The sequence below is a fragment of the Streptomyces sp. NPDC088194 genome (assembly GCF_040702025.1).
In the GTDB taxonomy this organism is placed as follows: Bacteria; Actinomycetota; Actinomycetes; order Streptomycetales; family Streptomycetaceae; genus Actinacidiphila.
Map to the genome: position 1 here is coordinate 1 of NZ_JBFBIV010000067.1, position 18646 is coordinate 18646.

Sequence of the window (18646 nt, forward strand, 5' to 3'; positions counted from 1 at the left end):
ATCATCCGACAACACCAACTCGGCCTTCGGCCGACCCGTCCGCACCACAGACACAGCCTACCGTTATGAACAGAACTCCCGACTCAGAACACTAGACGGCGTGCCTCATTCGAGGTCGTGCCCGCATCATGATCGGTCCAGCGTGCCCCCGACTCGTCGTCAGCCCTGACGGCCACGGGGTCGTCGGCCGCGCCGGCTCGCGCCTCCTCGCGGACCTGGCCGACGCCGCCACCTGACCCAGCACGTTCTGCGAGGCCGCGGGCCAGGTACGGCCGTGCGGAACCGGCGCAGTTGACCTGCCCTGCCGAACGGGCACGAGGGGACCGGCCCTGGCCGATTGTCTGAAACGCTGCCACATCAGATTGAGGTGCATGTGATGCGCAGCTCCGAAGCGTCACCCCGGCTGCGCACAAGCCCGAGTTGCTCGACGGCGAGCCCGCCCCGGCCCCCGCTGACGCCCTGCCCTACCTCCTCCACCTGCCGGAGGAGTACGACTCCGACGCCGAGCGCAGGTGGCCGCTGGTGCTGTTCTTGCACGGCGCCGGCGAACGCGGCTCCGATCTGGACTCGGCGATGAGCCACGGCATCCCGAAACTGGCGGAGGCCGGCCACGGGTTCCCCTTCGTGATCGTCACCCCGCAGTGCCCCGAATCCAGCCAATGGGTCGCCGAGGTGGACACACTGGGCGGGCTCCTGGACGACGTCGCCGCCGACTACCGCATCGATCCCTCCCGCATCTACGTCACCGGCCTGAGCATGGGCGGCTTCGGCACCTGGAGCCTGGCCGTCCGCCATCCCGAGCGCTTCGCCGCCATCGTCCCGATCTGCGAAGGTCTGCGGGACCAAGGCGTCGACCGCATTCGTCACCTACCGGTCTGGACCTTTCACGGCGAGGAGGACACGACCGTCCCGATCAGGTTCACCGAGGAGATCGTGGCAGGGCTTGAGGCCCTCGGCTCGGACGTCCGCTTCACCCGGTACCCGGGGGTCGGGCACGACTCCTGGACCCGGACCTACGACGACCCCGATCTCTACGACTGGCTCCTCGCCCATCACCGCACCGACCGGGCTGGTGAGAGCTGACCGCGCGGCCATACGGAACAACCTTCAGGCGTCCACCGACTTGGTGGACGGCCGCACCACCACGGCAGCGATGGTGCGGGTGGCGACGTCGACCAGTCCGTTGTCGAGGTGGCTGGGAGCTGACCGTTGACCGGTGGTCAGGGTCTTCTGGTTGCGGGTAGCCGGGCTGGTGCTGTCATTCCCTGCCGGGCATCCGCTGACTGTCACCGTGAGCCCTGGCATGATGGGTGCCATGACGCTGACCCGAAAGGCCGATGGCGCGTAGGCCGCCCGGCGCCGTCCGCGCTCAGCGGTGGCCGGCCCGCACCAGCATTCGTCCCGTCCGTCAGATTCCGGGCATTCCCCGCCGGACTCAGACAGCCATCAAGCAGATCGAAGCCCGCTATCTGGGGCACGGTGTTGTTGCTGACGCCCTGCACCAGTACGAGAGTTTTCTCCGCAGGCCCGGCCGGCACCTGTATCTGCCCTGGCACGATTGCCCTTGTTGCGACCCGTTGGACGCTCGGGACACCCTCGAAGAAGCGCTCCGTCGGCTCCCGCCCGCAGCGCGGGGAGGGCTGGGCGGTATCGTCGCCCGACTCGATGCGGAGTTCCTGCGTCGCACACTGCCCGATCCAAGGGCTGCTTCCCTGAGTTCATGGCATGCGGCAGCGTGGTGGCGGCAGCGGATTCGGGAAATGTGACCGTCGTTCCATTCCCGGGCGACGTCCTCCTTGCCTGGGACGAGACGGACATCATCGAGCGCGTGCTTGTCATCGCCCTCTATCACCGCCAACGGCCTGCGGACGGGAAGCCGTTGGCGGACACGTGCCGACCTCTCTTCGACGAGCTCCGTCGCGTCAGCTCGACGGAGCAGCCCGCGGTACCCGATCCTCGCGGGCTCGTCGCCGACAGCGTGCGGCTGCGGCCGGGCGGGTAGACCGCGTCCTGGTCTCGGGGCTCTGCACGTCCGCTGCCCGGTCTTCCGCCCGGTTCAGAGCGCTTCCCGTTCCTAGTCACCGCCGCCAGTGGTCCCCTTCAGGCTCCGGCGCCGCTTCCTGTCCGAATCCGAACGACGCACCAGATCGCCCGCAGCAAGCGTCACGGTCGCCACACCGCGGACCCAGCGGGGCCCGCCGCGCTCCGCCCACACCACACATACGCACCCGCCAACGGCAAGCACCAGAACTCCGAGCAGCACCAGACCGACCACGATCTCCCCCTCTGTTGCGGTCATCCGCATGGTCCCGTCCATCGTCTCAGACCGGCCAGGAGACTGGCTGACACGCCGTTCGGGTCGATCGCGCGGAGCGGCCCCTATCCGATCCCAGCCGTTCCGCCGAGCAGGTCCGGAGCGGGTAAGCGAGGTTGTGGAGTTCGTTCACCTGCTCGTAGAAGTTCACGTTCTCCCGCGTCGGGCGGGCTCGCCCCCGGTTGGGCCCGTGGCCGACCACGGCGTACCGAAAGGACTCGACCGTCCGACCGTCGCGTCCTCGCTGTCCGGCCGGTCCAGTTGTCACCAGGAGCCCGGACAGCAGCACGTCACAGGGGTTCGGCTTCTCCTTGCTCGCGCCGGCGCGCTCGATCCGGTTGGTCCAGGCTCCCCTCGTCCGGGTGCACGCAGGCACTCCACCTGAACAGGGAGTGGGTCGGCAGGCAGCCGGTATACGCTCCGGCGTCATGGGGACCGACATCACCGTCATGCTCGTCGACTGGGGCCGGGTGACAGCGGTCCCCGCCGCGGAGCGGCTCAGCCTGCTCAACGACGCCGCGTTGGACGACATCGACTGGCTGCCCGTCCCCGGCACCGGCCTGCTCCTGCCGCCGCAGGGCGCGGACTGGCGGATCGGCTTCGACTTCCGCGGAACCATGTCCCTCTACAAGGCCCACTTCTGGGCCGTGGAACGCTGGGACAAGGTCCGCCGGTACTTCCCCGGGTGGCCGCTGCGCGCGGCCCTGGACGACTTCATGGGGCGGCTGGATCTGCTTTACGACTTCTACGGCCTGCCGGAGAACACCGACGGGGCCCGGCTGCTGGGGACCGACCCCGAAGCTCCCCCGGACTTGCTCACCGCCTGTTCCCCGGACAGTGCCGTAGTCGCAGCCGGTCTCTGGCGCCGGGTATCACCGCGCCTGGAGGAGCTGCGGCCGTGCTTCGACCGTCACGCGGCCGAACCTGGGCGTTGGAGCGGCACCTTCGAGGAGTGGACAGACCTGCTGTCCCAGTGGGGCGAGGCGACCGCCGAGGCCCAGCGCCGCGCCTGGGGCATCATCGGCGTGAGATAGTCCGCCGGCCGTTGAGGATGAGCGCGTCGGGAGACGTCCCGGGATTGACTCGTTGGGGTGCGGGTGGCAGCCTGCCAGCGATCGCAAACCGTCTGGTCAGGGGGGAGACCATGCCCTGCTTCAAAGCCGTCCTCCTCGACTGGGTCGGAACTCTCATCGTCCCGAAGTGGGGTCCGGGCCAGATACGGCCCAGGGGCGCCCAGTGGATCGAGCGGTCACTGCGGCACCTTCAACGCGATGTATCCGAGTCGGAGGTGCAGCGGATCAGCGCAGCCCTGAGTGTGGCGGGCCAGCTGTCGGAGGTCGAGCAAGGCTGGGCCGGAGCGGACCTTTCAGCCGCGGCACACTGCGAGAGCTACCTGCGGTGGGTGGACGCCGCGGGTATCGACTCGGACCTGGCCGACCAGATGTACGCGGCGCTGTCCGACGCCACCGACAACCCCTTTGCGGTCGATGCCGAGCCGACCCTCGCGGCGCTGAAGGCGGCCGGACTGAAGGTGGCGATCGTCAGCGACATCCACTTCGACATCCGCCCCGGCTTCATGAAGGCCGGCCTGGAGGAGTACGTCGACAGCTTCGTCCTCTCCTTCGAGCAAGGCGTGTGCAAACCCGACCCCGCTGTCTTCCGCGTTGCCCTTGACCAGCTTGGGGTGCGACCCGACGAGGCACTGATGGTCGGCGATCGCTCCAGCCATGACGGCGCGGCCGTCGAAGCCGGAATCGCGACGCTCCTGGTCCCGCCCTTGACGCACGTCACCGAGGAGCGGCTGCACCTCGTCCTCGCAGCCTGCGGCCTTCCCGTGCGTTGACGGGGCGTTGCCCGTGGCATGGCATCGAGCGACCCATCGCGGATCGGCTACCGCGGGTCCGGTTGCGATCAGGCGTGAAGCCCCTGGTAGGGCAGGTCTCACCACAAGATCATGTCCGCAACCACCAGAGGCTTCGCGTTGGTCAACTATGGTGCCACGCTCGACGTTCCGCGCCACGTCGTGGAGTACCTGTCCCGCCTGCTGGCAGCGAACCGGCGGCGAATCGGCACTCCGCGCGGCAGTCCTGGAGCGCTGCCGACGCCAGGGCATGGCCCACGTGGTCCTCGACGGCACCCTGATCGAGTCAGACCGCCTCGCTGGGGTCCGCGACAACGGCAACGACCTGTGGTTCAGCCAGAAGCACAAGGCATTCGGTGGCCACGTGCAGTTCCTGGCCGCTCCGGACGGCACCCCGCTGTGGGTCTCCGACGTCGAGCCGTTCCACGCCCGATCGTCGCTGAGAAACCGTCACTGACTACCTGGCTTCCAATCCCAAGAAGCACGAGAACGTACGGCGCTGCTTCCACGTCGAACACGGCTCCCCGAACTCGGTCCGAAAGAGTTTCTCTCGGCGAACCGCCCAGCGTGTCGGCCGCCCTGACGGGCCGACAGTTCGATCGCGTCACGCGAAGCTCACTCATTCAGTCGATGGGCAGATTTCTCCCGGCCGCATATCCTGTGAGCGAATCAGTGCAGGGCAGGTTCCGGCCGGCTGTTCCGTTTCGCTCACCGCCACGAGCGAAATCATCGGCCACCACCAAGGGAGATCGCGCATGAACGACTCCGGCAACGCGCGCGAGGTGCCGCGCCGTCAATTCGTCGCGCTCTCCGGGGCCGTCGGTGCGGCGGCTCTCCTGGCCGGTGCGGGGCCGCTCGGGGGCGCCGCCTCGGCGGCCGACCCGGCGCACGCGGAGTCGCCGGCCGACTCCTGCTCCACTTCCCCTCCCGGGGCAGGTCCGAGCTCCTGCCCTCCGGCCCAGTTCCAGCCCCTCTGCGGTAAGCCCACCGACAAGGACCCGCTGTGGAACGACGTGCAGTTCTGCGTGCACGGGACCGTTCCGCCCCCGCCGCAACTCAAGCCCAACTGCCTCAAGATGAGCGCGGATTACATCATCCTGCACGGCATGCCCGAAACCCGGCACAACTATCTCCTGGTCCCCACGTGCCGGATCACCGGTATCGAATGCCCGTTTCTCGAGACCTCCGGTGCGGCGAACTACTGGGACGACGCGTGGCAGAACGCCCGGAGCGGCGGGAGCGTTCCGGTGCAGTACCCGAATATCGGATTGGGGATCAATTCGGCGCTCTCCCGCCAACTCCAGCAGTTGCACATCCACATGGCCGGCATCCGGCCGAGTACGCAGGCGCGGCTGCAGGACCTGGAAAAGATGTCCCGTATCGCCACTCAACCCTCACACTGGGGTTCCCCGCAGTACCAAGCTGCCATCACCGGGGCCGAGGGCTCCGGAGACCGCACGTACCGGGTGCTCAAACTGCCCGACCTCGGGCAGAACCTCTTCACGCTGCTGTACCGGTACGTGGTGAACCCGGCTGGGCTGGACATGGCGAAGCAGACACTGATCGTGGTGCCGAAGATGACGGCCGCCGGGTTCGCCGGGTCCTTCTACGTCCTCAGCAGCGACGACTCGCTCCACGACGGCACGACCACGTGTGACCACCTGCTCGTGTACCGCTGACGCCGCTTCGGCAACGGCCTGCGGCCGGGCAGCGGCGGCCGTGGCCCTCGGGTCCGTACGGACGTGTGACGATGACGCGTATGTCGCGGTGGTGAGGCGGGCGGGTCGGCGTCGGTCGGTCGGTCGGTCCACCGTACGCTCGGCCGACCGCCCGCGGCCCTACTGCGAGTTGTACGGTTCGACGCTCACGGCGGGACCGACAGCTTCCCCACGTACGGACGCGCGCACGCGAACGCAGGTGCCCCAGCACGCCGATCATCTCGACAAGGGAAACCAGGGTCGCCTACCGTGCGCGCATGGCCCTGCACATCACCGCGGACGACGTACAGCGCCTCATACGGGCCGACCCCGGCGAAGACCCCGGCCTCTACATCGTCACCGACGACGACGGCACCGAACACATCGCGGTATGCCCCTGCGAAGGAACCCACTACGGCGCGATCATCAGCCGGACCGAGCTCATGGACCGCACCTCAGGGCACTCCGACACCACCGCCATCACCCAGTTCCTACCAGAACTACAAAACCGCACTGAAGCGATACACTCCGGCAAGACAGCCGACGCTTGGTGAGCCCACACCCGCAACGCCCCCACCGGAAGCCCTCGTCACCGGCCCATGTCAACGGATGCGGCGGCCGGCTGCTGCCGGCGGGGTTTGCTCAGCGCAGGCGATGGTAGACCGCGCCGTCTTTGGTGCGCCCGAGGAAGCCCGCCTCGATCAGGTAGCGGCGCAGCGCGGAGGTGTCCTCGTGCACGGTGGCGATGGCCTCGTTCACCTCTTGCTCGGTGTAGTCACGGCCGGCCGTGAACAGGCGGGCGGTGAGGTAGTCGAGCAGTTGCTCGCGTCGGACGGGGCGACGCGGGATGGCGGTCAGCCGCCCGTGCGCGAACAGGTCGGCCACGCCGTGGGCCGCTTGGCGGACTTCGTCGTCGGTACTCACCAGGCCACCCTGCTGCCACCCGCCGCCGTCGGCAACGCATTTCCGAGCCGGCTCACGAACCGCGTCCGAACGCACACACGCCGCTCATCCGCCGCAGCCGCATGGGCAGAGCTCGGGGTCGGCAGCCGCACGCTCGTTGCGCTGGGGGCCAAGAGGTGTGCGCTGTCGGCGAATGAGGATTGAGGTGGGGGCGCTCAGAATCGGCTGGTGAGTCGATCGGAAGGAAAGAAATGCGCATTCGATCACGCGCGGCGCGGTGTGCCGCGGCTGCCGCTGTCACCGTCGGGGCAGTGACCGCCGCGACCGTCGCTCCGGCTTCGGCCGCGCCGTCCGGCATCAGCACGGGCGCCTGTCCCAGCAAGTACTTCTGCGCCTATCAATCCAGTGGTGACACCCATCCGTGCAAGTGGGAGGACGACGCCCCCGACTGGGACAACTGCTCCTGGGTGCAGGACGGGAAGTTCACGTACGCCGTCTTCAACAACGGCACCTCGGGCGCGGGTGTCACCCTGTATCGGAACCACAACTACAGCAGTCGCATCGGGAGTTGCGTTCCCCGAGGGAAGGTTGTCTACCTCGCCGACAACTACAGCCCCGGCTCATCGAAGTGGAACTGCTGACCGGCTGCCGAACGGTTGCCGGAGGGGGGACCCGGGGGGCGGATCAGGGTTCGGGGTTCCACAGGGGGTGACCGGGCCTGGGGCCGACCAGTTCGTCGAGGAACGCGTCATGCCCGCTGAGGGCGCGGTTCAGCAGGGCGACCATGCCCATGTCGTAGCGGTGCCAGTCCGCCTTGTCCCAGACCACGACCGGCCAGGTGTCCGGGTCCGCGGGCTGGGTCAGCCAGAAGCACTGCTCGCCGCCGACGCCGCCGCCCCAGGCGAGCAGGCCGCCGGGCTCGGGGTGGAAGGGGTACGGGAACGCGTCCGGGTACTTCTCCCGTAGGCCGCGCAGGAGGGCGCCGATCTCGGCGGCCGCGTCCAGCACGGGTCCCAGGGCGGCGATCCCGGTCCCGGTGCCGCACGGGGGCAGCGGGATCAGGGGGGTGAGCCGGCTGCCCACCGTCCCGGGCCCGTAGGCGTCGACGAACGCCCGGTAGTCGGCGGGCAGGTCGAGGCCGTACGCGGCCCGGGTGTCGGCCCAGGGCAGCGCCGGCCCGGCCGTCCCGGGCGCGGCCCCGGTGATCCGCGCGAACGCGGCGATGTCGTCCCGCACCACCGGACCACCACCTGTCAGGGACTGAGGTTCTTTCCGCCCTTCACATTCTGGACCGTGCCGCCGCCGGGTACCGCGAGCGGGTACGGATTCCCGCGGGAGTCCCAGGCGGTGATCTGGAAGGTGAACGCGTACGGGATCACCGCCGCGGTGTCCTTGTACTGGGCGGTCACCGTCATCCGCACGGTTCCGCGCTTGTTGAGGAAGGCGCGGACCGCTGTCTGGATGTCCGTCATCTCACCGACGTTCACGGGCGTGGCCCAGCACGGCGTGAGGTTGCGTTGGATGCCGCGGCCGCCGAACTCCTTGGGTATCAGGTGGCAGCTGTTGACCAGGACCCCCGGCACTCCTGGGAGCAGTGCCTTCGCGCGGCTGCGGGCCGTGGTCATGCCGGGGCTGTTGGAGTTGGAGGCGGTGCCCGTGCCCAGCGGATTCTTCAGGCACGCGGTGGCCGCGGTGGCCCGCTGGTGCGACCCGGTGGGGGCGTAGTAGATCCAGCCCGCCCCGCTGGACTCGGCGACGCCGGCCGGCGGACGCTGCGTCAGGCAGGTCGGCTTGCTGTCCGGCGTGGTGCTGGTCGACGGGGAGGGCGACGGCGAGGTCCCGCCGGAGCCGCAGCGGGCGCCGACCTGGCTCGGGTCGGTCCACTGGTGGGTGCCGGAGCCGTTGACGATGACGAGTCGGTCGACGCGGGGGCCGCCGCCGTTCGCCTCGCAGAGGCTGTCCCGCAGCTGCTGGAACTGCTGTCCTGTCGACAGGAGATGCTCCAGGTCCTGCGTGGTGGCCAGGTCCAGCAGCGGGCCCACGAACGGTTCGAGGTCGAGGCGCAGCACCCGTTCGTATCCGGACCGTACCCGCTGGCCCCCGCCGGCCGAGGAGTCCGGCTGCTCGCCGTTGAGTTGCGCGGCGCCGATGCGTGCCTGCGATCCGAGTTCGGCCGGGCTGCGGACCGTTTCCGTCTTCACGGCGCGTTTGGCCGGCCGGCCCTGCTCGGTGGTCGTGTAGAGGTAGTCAGCCGGGGGTGCCGCTCCTGCGGTCGTGGACGGCACGCTCCAGGTGACGTGTGCCTGCGGGTCGGCCAGCAGCAGAGCCGCGATCTGCTCCAGCACGCGCTGGTTCTCGACCTTGTCGGTGGTGGGGAGGATCGTCCGCAGGTCCTGCGGGTTGTCCAGCCGGCCGGAGTCGACGATCTCCCCCAGGTCGGGCAACTCGCCCTGGTCGTCGGCCCCTTCGAGCGCGTCGACCGACTTGCTGCCCGCCTCGGTGTCGCTCGTCGGCCGGTCCTTCGTCATCTGGTCCAGCAGTTTCGCCACGGTGGGCTTCAGGGGCGTGCCGACCGAGACGTCGTCCGGCTGGAGGCTGCGTGCGTGCAGCCGGCTGCCGACCTTCGGGTCGGAGCCGTACTCGGCGGCCGAGTACACCCAGGCGTAGTCGGTGTGGGTCACCGTCTTGCCGGGCGGGGCGATGTTGGGGCGGGAGCCGCTGACCGTCTTGGACTGCTTGGGCTGCAAGGTGCCCAGCGGGTGGGGCTGGTCGGGCACCTGCGGAAGGGTCAGGTAGAGCGTGGCCGCGCCCGCCTGGTCACCGCTGTTGGTGACCGTGAAGGAGTACGCGCACGGGTCGGTCGTGCACAGGTACGGCGAGTTGCTGGTGATCGTGAAGTCGGGCCCCATCGTCTTGGACGTCGCCTCGGCCGACGTGGCGGGCGGGACGGCGGTCGCCACGGCCGAGGCGGTGGTGGCGGGGACCGAGCCGGCCTGCTCGGTGGTGGCCGGCTTCGGCTCCAGCAGGAGGTAGCTGCTGTAGTCGCTGTCGTCGGCCGGCACGGCGTCCGTACGGGGGCCCGCCGGCACCGCCGCGTCCCCGGTGCGCCGGGCGGAGTGCCAGGTGGCGGACTTGACGGGGCTGTCGCCGCCGGGGTCGCCGCCGATGGCGAGGACGGAGTAGGGGGCCGCACTGGCGAGGACGACCGTCCAGCCCTGGGAGGTGTACGAGACCGCGTTGCGGCCCTGGAACGTCGCGCCGTCCTCCCGCACCGCCTCGGGGTCGGAGGTGACCTGGCGGACCAGCGCGGCGAGCGAGGCCGGCGTCAGCGAGCCGGCGTCCACCCCGAAGCCGTCGAGCATGTAGTAGCCGGAGCGCTTCTGCGGTGCCACCCAGTGGCCGGTGCTCGTCAGGTCCGTGCCGAACAGGGGTTCCTGCTGTGCCCAGAACGCCGAGTCGCCCTTCAGGTAGAGCTGGTCGCCGGACCACGCGAGGGTGGATTTCCCGGCCACCGGTTCGCTGAGGGTTCCCGACGCCTGTCCTGTGCTGTTGACCGTGAGGTTCGCCCGGGTCATGGACCGGTGCTCGGCCGGGGCGTAGACCATCGACAGGTTCACCGCGGGCAGGGCGCTCAACTCCCGTGCCGCAGACGCGCCCTGCCGGGCCGGTGACACGTGGGGAGCCGATGCCTCGTGCTTGGCGTCCCCGGACCCGCCCGATCCGTTGGACCCGCCCGGCCACAGCACGTAGAGCAGGCTCGCCAGTACGGCCAGCGCGACGCCCGTAGCCGTGAGGGACCGGGCGCGCGACTGCCGTAACCACCCGGCCACCGCGCGCGGGGGCCGAGCCGGCGCGCCCGCCGTGGGCGGCCGGGCCGGCGGTGGAGGTATCGCGGGTGGCTGCGGCGGAAGCGACGGCCAGGGCGGCGTGGTGGCCGACGGCGGGTGCGGCGGGTGGGGCGGCCGGGGTGGCGGCGGAGCAGCGGCGGGCGGCTGGGAGGGGAAGGGCGGCGGAGGTGGGGGCGGCGCACCGGTCTCGTCCCGCGCACCGGACTCCGGCTGCTGCCCATGGTCATCCGTCACAGCGACACCCCCAGTTGCTTCCGCCGACCCTGGAATCCGGGTACTCCACGTTACCGACGGAAGCACCCTTGGGGATGAACTTCCTTATGTTTCAGTTGACGACTTGAGTGACGACTCGCGTGCCGATCCGGCGGGGGCTGCCCCCGTCGTCGTGCCCGGTCAGGAGGCGCTCGGGACGGGGCGCTGGGGGCGGCCATCGTAGGAGGCGAGGGGGCGGATCAGCGCGTTGTGGGCGAGCTGTTCGGTGATGTGGGCGGTCCAGCCGGTGATGCGGCTCATCACGAAGATCGGGGTGAAGGCCGGGATGTCGAAGTCCATGAGGTGGTAGGCGAGTCCGGCCGGGTAGTCCAGGTTGGGGTGGATGCCCTTGCGGTCGGCCATGGCCTGCCGCAGCGCGGCGTGCAGGGCGGCCAGGCGCGCGGCTTCGGGGTCGGTGGTGCGGGCGACGAGACGGTCGGTGGCCTCCTGCATGATCGGGACGCGCGAGTCGCCGCGCTTGTAGACGCGGTGGCCGAATCCCATGATCTTGCGCTTCGAGGCCAGGGCGTCGTCGAGCCAGGCCCCCGCGCGCTGCGGGTCGCCGATCTCGTTGAGCATGTGCATCACCGCTTCGTTGGCGCCGCCGTGCAGCGGCCCCTTGAGGGCGCCGATGGCCGCGGTGACCGCGCTGTAGAGGTCGGAGAGCGTGGAGGTGACGACGCGGGCGGTGAACGTCGAGGCGTTGAAGCTGTGTTCGGCGTAGAGGATGAGGGAGATCTCGAAGCAGCGGACCACTTCCGGCTCCGGTACCCGGCCGAAGCACATGTGGAAGAAGTTCTCGGCGTAGTCGAGAGCCGGGTCGGGCTGGATCGGGTCGAGGCCGCGGCGCCTGCGGTGGTCGGCGGCGACCACGGTCGGCAGTTTCGCCAGCAGGGCCAGGGACTTGGCGCGGTTGGCGGCCGGGCTGCCGTCGTCCTCGGTGGGGTCCTCGGCACCGAAGAAGCTGACGGCGGTGCGCAGGACGTCCATGGGATGGCAGGTCTCGGGCAGCCGGAGCAGGAGTTCGGCGGTGGTGCGGTCCAGCGGGCGCAGGGCACGCTCGCGGGCCCGGAACTCGCGCAGTTGCGCGCTGTCGGGCAGATCGCCGTACCAGAGCAGGTGGGCGACCTCTTCGAAGGAGCGGTTCGCGGCAAGGTCCTGGACCGGATAGCCGCGGTAGGTCAGGGAGTTCGTCTCCTGGATGACCGTGGAGATCTCGGTGGTGTCGACGACGACACCGGCGAGACCGCGGTGGATGTCCGGGACCGCGGACGAGGTCGCGGGCGGTGCGGTGCGGGGCATGGGGCCTCCAACGAGGGTGCGGCCGGGCGGGGTTCAGGTGCCGGGCGGGAGGGTGAAGTCGAAGACGGCCGAGTCGAAGGCCGTGTAGTCCTCGTAGCCGAGGACTTCGTAGAGCCGGGAGCGGGTCTGCATGCGGGGCAGCAGGGACTCCTGGGTGCCCTCGGCGGCCAGCGTGCGCAGGCCGTCCTCGATGGCGCCGCTCGCGAGGCGGAAGAGGGTGACCGGGTAGAGGGCGATGTTGTACCCGAGGTTCTCCAAAGTGGCCGCGGTCAGCAGCGGGCCCTTGCCGAACTCGGTCATGTTGGCGAGCAGCGGCACGTCGAGGGCTTCGCGGAACGCGGCGAACTCCGCCTCGCCGGCGAGGGCTTCGGGGAAGATCGCGTCGGCGCCGGCGTCGACGTACGCCTTCGCCCGGTCGATCGCCGCCTGGATGCCCTCGACGCCACGGGCGTCGGTACGGGCCATCAGCAGGAAGTCGCCGTCCCGCCGGGCGTCGGCGGCGGCCCGTACCCGCTGCACCATCTCCTCGCGCGTCACCAGTGTCTTGCCGTCGAGGTGGCCGCAGCGCTTGACGCTGATCTGGTCCTCCAGGTGCATTCCGGCCAGGCCCGCGTCCTCGAAGAGCTGGATGGTGCGGGCGGCGTTGACCGGCGCGCCGAATCCGGTGTCGGCGTCGATCAGCACCGGCAGGTCGGTGACGCGGGTGACCTGCTGGGCGCGGGCGGCGACTTCGGTCGAGGCGGTCAGGCCGATGTCGGGCAGGCACAGTTCGGCGGCCAGCACAGCGCCGGAGAGGTAGACCGCTTCGAAGCCGTGTTCCTCGATCAGCTTCGCCGAGTAGGGGTTGATCGCGCCCGGCATCCGCAGCAGCCGGCCGGAGGCGAGGTGCTGCCGCAGCGCGCGGCGGCGCTGGGCGGGTGTGGTGCGGGTGTGCAGCATCAGAACAGGCCCTTCGGGAGCTGCGCGTCGTAGGCGGCGACCGCGTCCGTGTCGACCGCCGGGAACAGGCCGGTCAGCCCGGCGCTGTCCAGATCGGCGAGCCGGCCGGCGGCGTCCAGGAACGCCTCCTGCGCGCCCGGCGTGGCCACGCCCTCGGTGAGGGCGCGGAACTTGCCCGTGTAGCCGGCCCGGTCGAAGGGGCGGGCGCCGGCGGGGTGGGCGTCGGCGACGGCGAGTTCGTCCTCGATCACCGTGCCGTCGGTGAGCGTGATCACCATCCGCCCGCCGAACGCCCGGCGCTGCGGGTCGGGGTCGTGGTAGCGGCGGGTCCAGGCCGGGTCCTCCACCGTGGAGACCTTCTGCCACAGCTCGACCGTCTCCGGCCGCCGGGCGCGCTCGGGCGCGTACGAGCGCTCGTGGTGCCAGGTGCCGTCCTCCAGGGCGACCGCGAAGATGTACGGCACGGAGTGGTCGAGGGTCTCGCGGCTGGCGTGCGGGTCGTACTTCTGCGGGTCGCCGGAACCGGAGCCGATCACCTGGTGGGTGTGGTGGCTGGTGTGCAGCACGACGCCGGCCACGTCCCTCGTCGAGCCGATCCGCTCCCGCAGCCGGCGGGCGAGGTCGATGACCGCCTGGGCCTGGTACTCGGCCGAGTGCTCCTTGGTGTAGGTGTCGAGGATCGCCCGGCGCGCCTCGCCGGGCTCCGGCAGGGACACCGTGTACGACGCCTTGGGCCCGTCGAGCATCCAGGCGAGGAAGCCGTCCTCGCCCTCGTAGATCGGGGAAGGGGCGCCCTCGCCGCGCATCGCCCGGTCCACCGCCTCGATCGCGGCCTTGCCGGCGAAGGCCGGCGCGAACGCCTTCCAGCTGGAGATCTCGCCCTTGCGGGACTGCCGGGTCGCGGTCGTGGTGTGCACCGCCTGCCCGACCGCCTGGGACACGACGCCGGTCGGCAGCCGCAGCATCGCGCCGAGGCCGCAGGCGGTGGCGGCGCTGAGGTGCGCCACGTGGTCGATGCGGTGGGCGTGCAGGCAGATGCCCTTCACCAGGGCGACGTGGATCTCGTAGGCGACGATGATCCCGCGCAGCAGGTCGGCGCCGGAGCGTCCGGTGTGCTGGGCGACCGCGAGCAGCGGCGGGATGTTGTCGCCGGGGTGGGAGTACTCGGCGGCGAGGTAGGTGTCGTGGAAGTCCAGCTCGCGCACCGCGGTGCTGTTCGCCCACGCCGCCCACTCGGGTGACACCCGCCGGCCCGGGTCGGTGCCGAAGACGCAGGCGCCGGGCGCCGCCGAACGCGCTGCCGCCCCTGTTCCGGCCGCCGCAGCCGCCGCCACCCCGGTTCCGGCCGCCGCACCCGCTGCCGCCCCCGTTCCGGCCACCGGGTGCGCGGCCGCCTGGGACCGGGCCACCGCAACCGGGCGGCGGCGCAGGGACGCGACCGCGACCGACGCGTTGTCGATCACCCGGTTGACGGCCATGGCCGCGGCCGCCGGGTCCAGGTCGGCGGTCTCCTGGGTGCCGGTCGCGACGGAGGCCAGCTTCCAGGCGAGCTGCTCCTCGCGCGGCAACCGGTCGGCGCTGGGATGGACACGTACCTGATGGTCGATCACGGGACTCCTCACGGTGTTCGTCGGTACGGGACCGACGACGCCCGGGAACTCGCTCGTCCGGCGCGGGTCCCGTCGGCCTCCACCGCCGAGCATTCACCCGGCCCGCGGTCCGGGCGAGCGCTCCACATTGCTGAATCCGTACAGCCGCACCTTGCGGATCTGCGAATTCTGCGAAATGTGCGGATGATATCTTCACAAGGACGACAGGGACGACAGGGACGACAGGGACGGCGCAGCGGCACCCGGCACGCGTCCGCCGCGGCGGAGAAGCGGGCGGAGGGCACATGGCGCGAACGGCCGGACGGAAGATCTACGCGCACGCCAAGCTGCGGCGGCTGCGTGCCGAGCGCGGCATGAACCAGGTCGAACTGGCCCGCGCGCTGGGCATCTCGACCAGCTACCTCAACCAGATCGAGCACAGCCAGCGGCCCCTGACCGCCCCTGTGCTGCTGCGGATCGCCGAAGTCCTGGGCGTGGAGCCGGAGTTCTTCTCCGAAGCCGCCGAGGAGCGGCTCGGCACCGACCTGCGGACCGCGCTCGGCGACGAGGCCACCGATGTGTCCGTCCCCGCCGAGGAGGTCGCCGAGGTCGTGCGCGACCATCCGGAGGTGGCCCGCGCCCTGGTGGCCCTGCACCGCCGCTACCGGGACGCCGCGGAACAGGTCGCCGCCCTCGCCTCCGCCGACGCCCCCGCCTCACGGATCAGCACCCTGCCGCCGGCCGAACCCCACGACGAGGTCCGGGACTTCTTCTACGCGCACCACAACCACTTCGGGCAACTCGACAGTGCAGCCGAACGCGCCGCCCGATCCTGGGGGCTGGACTCCGCGCGTACGGCGGCGGACGTCCTGCGCCGGCGTCTGGCCGAGCGCCATCACGTCACGGTCGTGCAGGCGACCCGCCGGCGGTCGGCGGACGTGCGGCACTTCGACGCGGCCCGCGGCCTGCTGATCCTCTCGCCGTGGCTGACCGACGGCAGGCAGGCGTTCCAACTCGCCACGCAGATCGCGCTGCTCGAACACCGCCCGCTGCTCGACACCCTCATCGACTCCGCCGACCTCACCTCCCCTCAATCCGAGGACCTGGCCCTGATCGGACTGGCCAACTACTTCGCCGGTGCGCTGCTGATGCCGTACACGGCGTTCCGCGCGGCCGCCGAGGAGGTGCGGTACGACATCGAACTGCTCCAAGCACGCTTCGGGGTCGGCTTCGAGACCGTCTGCCACCGGCTCAGCACCCTGCAACGCTCAGGAAACCGCGCCCGCGGAGTGCCGTTCTCCTTCCTCCGCGTCGACCGGGCCGGGAACGTCTCCAAACGCCAGTCCGCCACCGACTTCCACTTCTCCCGCTTCGGCGGCACCTGCCCGCTGTGGACGGTCTACGCGGCGTTCTCCTCCCCCGGCCGCATCCTCACCCAGGTCGCCGAAATGCCTGACGGCAAACGCTACTTCTGGGTCGCCCGCACCGTCTCCCGAGGCGGCGCGGGACACCACGCGCCCCGCGCCGAATTCGCCGTCGCCCTGGGATGCGAGCTACGCCACGCCCACCGGCTGGTCTACGCCGAAGGCATCGCGCTGGACGATCCGCGTGCCGCGACCCCCATCGGACTCGGCTGCCGGATCTGCGAACGCCGCGACTGCGCCCAACGCGCCAGGCCGCCGGCCGGCGGCCGGCTCGCGGTCGACCCCGACCGCCGCACCTACGTCCCCTACCCCGTGGAAAGCTCCGACAGCGCCACCTGACACCGCAAGGGGACGATCTCCGCTTCGCGGTCCTCGCCGTCGCGTCCCGGGTGGGGAGCCCTCAGTAACCGCTGGAGCCGAAGTCGTTCTTGTGGGCCTGGTAGTGAGCGTCGTTCGCGGCGATGACCCGGTCGACGGCCTTGGCCACGTCGCTCTTCTCCGGGGGCTGCCGACGCCGGTCGCTCGCCGGCGCCCCGAACGTCGGCCCCGAACTCCGGCGCCGGCTGCGGGCATTGCGCAGCTCGTCCCACTTGTGTGTCGGCCACCACCAGTCGGTGTTGTCCCAACGCCCCGGCACGCGGACGCGATGGTCGTGCCACTGGAACGGGCGCATCGCGGTGACGCGTCCGTCCGAGGCCATCCGTCGCAGCACGTCGCGGACGGCGTCGGCGGATGTCCTCCCGGCAGCCGGGGCGTCCGCGGCCAGGCCCCGCTCGACGTCGATCGCCGCCGCGATCGCCTCGGCCGACGCGGGTGTCTCCAGCGCCAACACGACGCGCACCACGACGTGTTGCGAGGGCCGATACCGCGGCTGCCGCACCACGGGGTCATCCGGTACCGCCTGCTGCGCGCGAGGCCGCAACCACCTCGGCATCCTCATGGCCCCTCCCCCTCCGGCGAGTCGACACCACTGCGTACCAGCGTAGCCCGCGCGTCTCGCCCGGGGCGGTGTCCGCATGCCCAGGAATCAACCCTGACAGGCCGTGGAGGGGGACACTGGTCTCGTACGCACGGCAGCGCCGGCGTGCCGGGGGAAGGGGAGACGATGGCTCGGGGAACGCGTGCGGACGAGGCCGACCGCGAGGCACTGGCGCGCGCACGGCGGGCGGCCGAAGAGCACCGCCTGGGCGGCCACGTCCTGACAGAGCGACTCGGCAGTCGTACCGGTGGACTCGGATGCGCCTCGACGGCTCTGGCGGTCCCCCTGACGGTGGTGGGTATCGGCTTGCTCCTCGGCCCGTACCCCACGACGGCCCGTACGATCGCGGCCGTGCTGCTCGTCTGCGCGGTGGCGATCCCCGTCATCGGCATCCGGGCCGAAGGCCGGCTCCACCACCGCGACACACGGCTGCACATCTTCGACCACGGCCTCGTGGTCACCAGGTCCGGCCACCACGCCCTGTGCGCCTGGCCGGACCTCCGCATCGAGGAGCGCACGGAGCACGGGACGTACGGCAGCGGCGGACAGCGGTTCACCGCGCACTGGCTCCACCTGTCCGCGCACGGCGACCCCCTGTGCCGGCTCAACACCCGAAGCCCCGCCGCCCGGCACGTCACCACCGAGCACTGACGCCGCGGGCAGCGGCTCGGGCGCCGTCCGCGGTCAGCAGGGTCAGTGCCTCGGTCAGCAGGGCCACGACCACCGGATCGGCGACCAGGTCCGGGCCGAAGACCTCGGTGAACGCGAGGAGCCGGCCGACGACCTGGCCGGCCGAGGTGCAGCCCTGGACGGCGGTGCGCAGCTCGGGGGCGAGCGGGTCGTCCAGGTCGCGCGGGGCCCCGGTGTCGGTGCGGTCGGTCCACACCCAGCGCATCCAGGCCGCCACGGCGAACGCGGTGCGGCGCGGCTCGACACCGGCGGCCCGGCAGGCACGGATCGTGGCGAGCAGCCGCTGCGGGAGCTTCTGCGAACCGTCCATCGCCACCTGCGCCGTCCGGTGCCGCAGCGCGGGGTTGGCGAAGCGCCGCAGCACCCCGTCCGCGTACTCCCGCAGGTCCATACCGGCCGGCGCGTCGAGGGTCGGGATCACCTCCTCGGCCAGCATCCGCTCGACCAGGCCGGCGAAGCCGTCGTCGGCCACGGCCGCCGCGACACTCGTGTCGCCGGCCAGCGCACCCAGATAGGCCAGCGCCGAGTGGGCGCCGTTGAGCATGCGGAGCTTGACCTGCTCGTAGGGGTGGACGTCCGCGGTCAGTTGCGCGCCGACCGCCTCCCATGCCGGGCGCGGGCCGGCGAAGTCGTCCTCGATCACCCACTGGCGGAACGGTTCGGTGACCACGACACCGGCGTCCTCCACGCCCAGCAGCGCGGCCACCCGCTCCCGGTCGGCCTCGGTCGTGGCCGGCACGATCCGGTCCACGACGCCGCTGGGGAACCGGACCTGGGCGGCGATCCACGCCTGCAACCCGGCCGCCTCGGCGGCAGGCAGCAGGTCGACGAACTCCGCGACCAGGCCG

Annotated in this window: 18 protein-coding genes and 1 pseudogene; 9 read left to right on the forward strand and 10 right to left on the reverse strand. The window is 71.0% G+C overall.

Annotation, left to right across the window (positions count from 1 at the left end):
• Positions 1-420 precede the first annotated feature (420 nt).
• Positions 421-1083 carry a PHB depolymerase family esterase gene (locus AB0399_RS29245; protein WP_366413393.1) on the forward strand — a complete coding sequence of 221 codons (663 nt, stop codon included), beginning with the start codon at positions 421-423 and terminating at the stop codon, positions 1081-1083.
• A 24-nt stretch (positions 1084-1107) separates the two neighbouring features.
• Here AB0399_RS29245 and AB0399_RS29250 read toward each other — a convergent pair whose 3' ends face one another.
• Both AB0399_RS29250 and AB0399_RS29255 read right to left on the reverse strand, forming a co-directional pair.
• Complete coding sequence (locus tag AB0399_RS29250; RefSeq protein ID WP_329373537.1) at positions 1108-1290, reverse strand: hypothetical protein; 183 nt, start codon at positions 1288-1290, stop codon at positions 1108-1110.
• Between the two features lie 784 nt (positions 1291-2074).
• Positions 2075-2275 (reverse strand): hypothetical protein, encoded by a 201-nt coding sequence (locus AB0399_RS29255; protein ID WP_329374585.1) that lies wholly within the window; start codon positions 2273-2275, stop codon positions 2075-2077.
• Between the two features lie 467 nt (positions 2276-2742).
• On the opposite strand from AB0399_RS29255, the gene AB0399_RS29260 reads away from it, so the two are divergent.
• The 5 genes and pseudogenes from AB0399_RS29260 (at position 2743) to AB0399_RS29280 (ending at position 6426) form a co-directional block, all read left to right on the forward strand.
• Positions 2743-3348 (forward strand): hypothetical protein, encoded by a 606-nt coding sequence (locus AB0399_RS29260; RefSeq protein ID WP_366413394.1) that lies wholly within the window; start codon positions 2743-2745, stop codon positions 3346-3348.
• 110 nt (positions 3349-3458) lie between these two features.
• Positions 3459-4157 (forward strand): HAD family hydrolase, encoded by a 699-nt coding sequence (locus AB0399_RS29265; RefSeq protein ID WP_366413395.1) that lies wholly within the window; start codon positions 3459-3461, stop codon positions 4155-4157.
• 226 nt (positions 4158-4383) lie between these two features.
• A pseudogene (locus AB0399_RS29270) lies at positions 4384-4596 on the forward strand (IS5/IS1182 family transposase); the annotation flags it as partial.
• A 334-nt stretch (positions 4597-4930) separates the two neighbouring features.
• Positions 4931-5854, forward strand: coding sequence for a CDP-diacylglycerol diphosphatase (locus AB0399_RS29275; protein WP_366413396.1), 924 nt, complete (start codon positions 4931-4933; stop codon positions 5852-5854).
• Between the two features lie 296 nt (positions 5855-6150).
• Positions 6151-6426, forward strand: coding sequence for a hypothetical protein (locus tag AB0399_RS29280; RefSeq protein WP_366413397.1), 276 nt, complete (start codon positions 6151-6153; stop codon positions 6424-6426).
• 88 nt (positions 6427-6514) lie between these two features.
• Here the strand turns inward: AB0399_RS29280 and AB0399_RS29285 are convergent, their stop codons facing one another.
• On the reverse strand, positions 6515-6796 hold the full coding sequence (locus AB0399_RS29285) for a DUF2087 domain-containing protein (protein ID WP_366413398.1): 282 nt from the start codon (positions 6794-6796) through the stop codon (positions 6515-6517).
• Positions 6797-7026: 230 nt separating this feature from the next.
• Here AB0399_RS29285 and AB0399_RS29290 point away from each other — a divergent pair, with 230 nt between their 5' ends.
• Positions 7027-7416 carry a peptidase inhibitor family I36 protein gene (locus tag AB0399_RS29290; RefSeq protein ID WP_329373527.1) on the forward strand — a complete coding sequence of 130 codons (390 nt, stop codon included), beginning with the start codon at positions 7027-7029 and terminating at the stop codon, positions 7414-7416.
• A 43-nt stretch (positions 7417-7459) separates the two neighbouring features.
• On the opposite strand, the gene AB0399_RS29295 is transcribed toward AB0399_RS29290, so the two are convergent.
• The 5 genes from AB0399_RS29295 to AB0399_RS29315 form a co-directional block, all read right to left on the reverse strand.
• On the reverse strand, positions 7460-8014 hold the full coding sequence (locus AB0399_RS29295; RefSeq protein ID WP_329373525.1) for a hypothetical protein: 555 nt from the start codon (positions 8012-8014) through the stop codon (positions 7460-7462).
• Between the two features lie 14 nt (positions 8015-8028).
• Entirely contained in the window at positions 8029-10605 is a 2577-nt protein-coding gene (locus AB0399_RS29300) for a DNA/RNA non-specific endonuclease (protein WP_366413399.1), read from the reverse strand.
• 411 nt (positions 10606-11016) lie between these two features.
• Positions 11017-12177: a bifunctional 2-methylcitrate synthase/citrate synthase gene (locus AB0399_RS29305; protein WP_366413400.1), complete on the reverse strand. Its 1161-nt coding sequence runs from the start codon at positions 12175-12177 to the stop codon at positions 11017-11019.
• 33 nt (positions 12178-12210) lie between these two features.
• Positions 12211-13116, reverse strand: coding sequence for a methylisocitrate lyase (gene prpB, locus AB0399_RS29310; RefSeq protein ID WP_329373521.1), 906 nt, complete (start codon positions 13114-13116; stop codon positions 12211-12213).
• Positions 13116-14726 (reverse strand): MmgE/PrpD family protein, encoded by a 1611-nt coding sequence (locus AB0399_RS29315; RefSeq protein ID WP_366413401.1) that lies wholly within the window; start codon positions 14724-14726, stop codon positions 13116-13118. Before AB0399_RS29315 ends, prpB begins: the two co-directional genes overlap by 1 nt.
• A 284-nt stretch (positions 14727-15010) precedes the next feature.
• Between AB0399_RS29315 and AB0399_RS29320 the strand changes: the two genes are divergently transcribed.
• Entirely contained in the window at positions 15011-16468 is a 1458-nt protein-coding gene (locus AB0399_RS29320) for a short-chain fatty acyl-CoA regulator family protein (RefSeq protein ID WP_366413402.1), read from the forward strand.
• Positions 16469-16529: 61 nt separating this feature from the next.
• On the opposite strand, the gene AB0399_RS29325 is transcribed toward AB0399_RS29320, so the two are convergent.
• Entirely contained in the window at positions 16530-16970 is a 441-nt protein-coding gene (locus tag AB0399_RS29325; protein ID WP_366413403.1) for a hypothetical protein, read from the reverse strand.
• 432 nt (positions 16971-17402) lie between these two features.
• Here AB0399_RS29325 and AB0399_RS29330 point away from each other — a divergent pair, with 432 nt between their 5' ends.
• Positions 17403-17759, forward strand: coding sequence for a hypothetical protein (locus AB0399_RS29330; protein WP_366413404.1), 357 nt, complete (start codon positions 17403-17405; stop codon positions 17757-17759).
• On the opposite strand, the gene AB0399_RS29335 is transcribed toward AB0399_RS29330, so the two are convergent.
• Entirely contained in the window at positions 17743-18594 is an 852-nt protein-coding gene (locus AB0399_RS29335) for a mannitol dehydrogenase family protein (protein WP_366413405.1), read from the reverse strand. The two genes, AB0399_RS29330 and AB0399_RS29335, sit on opposite strands and share 17 nt — an antisense overlap.
• Between the last annotated feature and the right edge of the window lie 52 nt (positions 18595-18646).

Excerpts from the sequence above, each read along its gene's own strand:
- AB0399_RS29260 (WP_366413394.1), top strand. The coding sequence starts at position 2,743 with ATGGGGACCGACATCACCGTCATGCTCGTCGACTGGGGCCGGGTGACA.
- AB0399_RS29265 (WP_366413395.1), top strand. The coding sequence starts at position 3,459 with ATGCCCTGCTTCAAAGCCGTCCTCCTCGACTGGGTCGGAACTCTCATC.
- AB0399_RS29275 (WP_366413396.1), top strand. The coding sequence starts at position 4,931 with ATGAACGACTCCGGCAACGCGCGCGAGGTGCCGCGCCGTCAATTCGTC.
- AB0399_RS29280 (WP_366413397.1), top strand. The coding sequence starts at position 6,151 with ATGGCCCTGCACATCACCGCGGACGACGTACAGCGCCTCATACGGGCC.
- AB0399_RS29290 (WP_329373527.1), top strand. The coding sequence starts at position 7,027 with ATGCGCATTCGATCACGCGCGGCGCGGTGTGCCGCGGCTGCCGCTGTC.
- AB0399_RS29305 (WP_366413400.1), bottom strand. The coding sequence starts at position 12,177 with ATGCCCCGCACCGCACCGCCCGCGACCTCGTCCGCGGTCCCGGACATC.
- prpB (WP_329373521.1), bottom strand. The coding sequence starts at position 13,116 with ATGCTGCACACCCGCACCACACCCGCCCAGCGCCGCCGCGCGCTGCGG.
- AB0399_RS29320 (WP_366413402.1), top strand. The coding sequence starts at position 15,011 with ATGGCGCGAACGGCCGGACGGAAGATCTACGCGCACGCCAAGCTGCGG.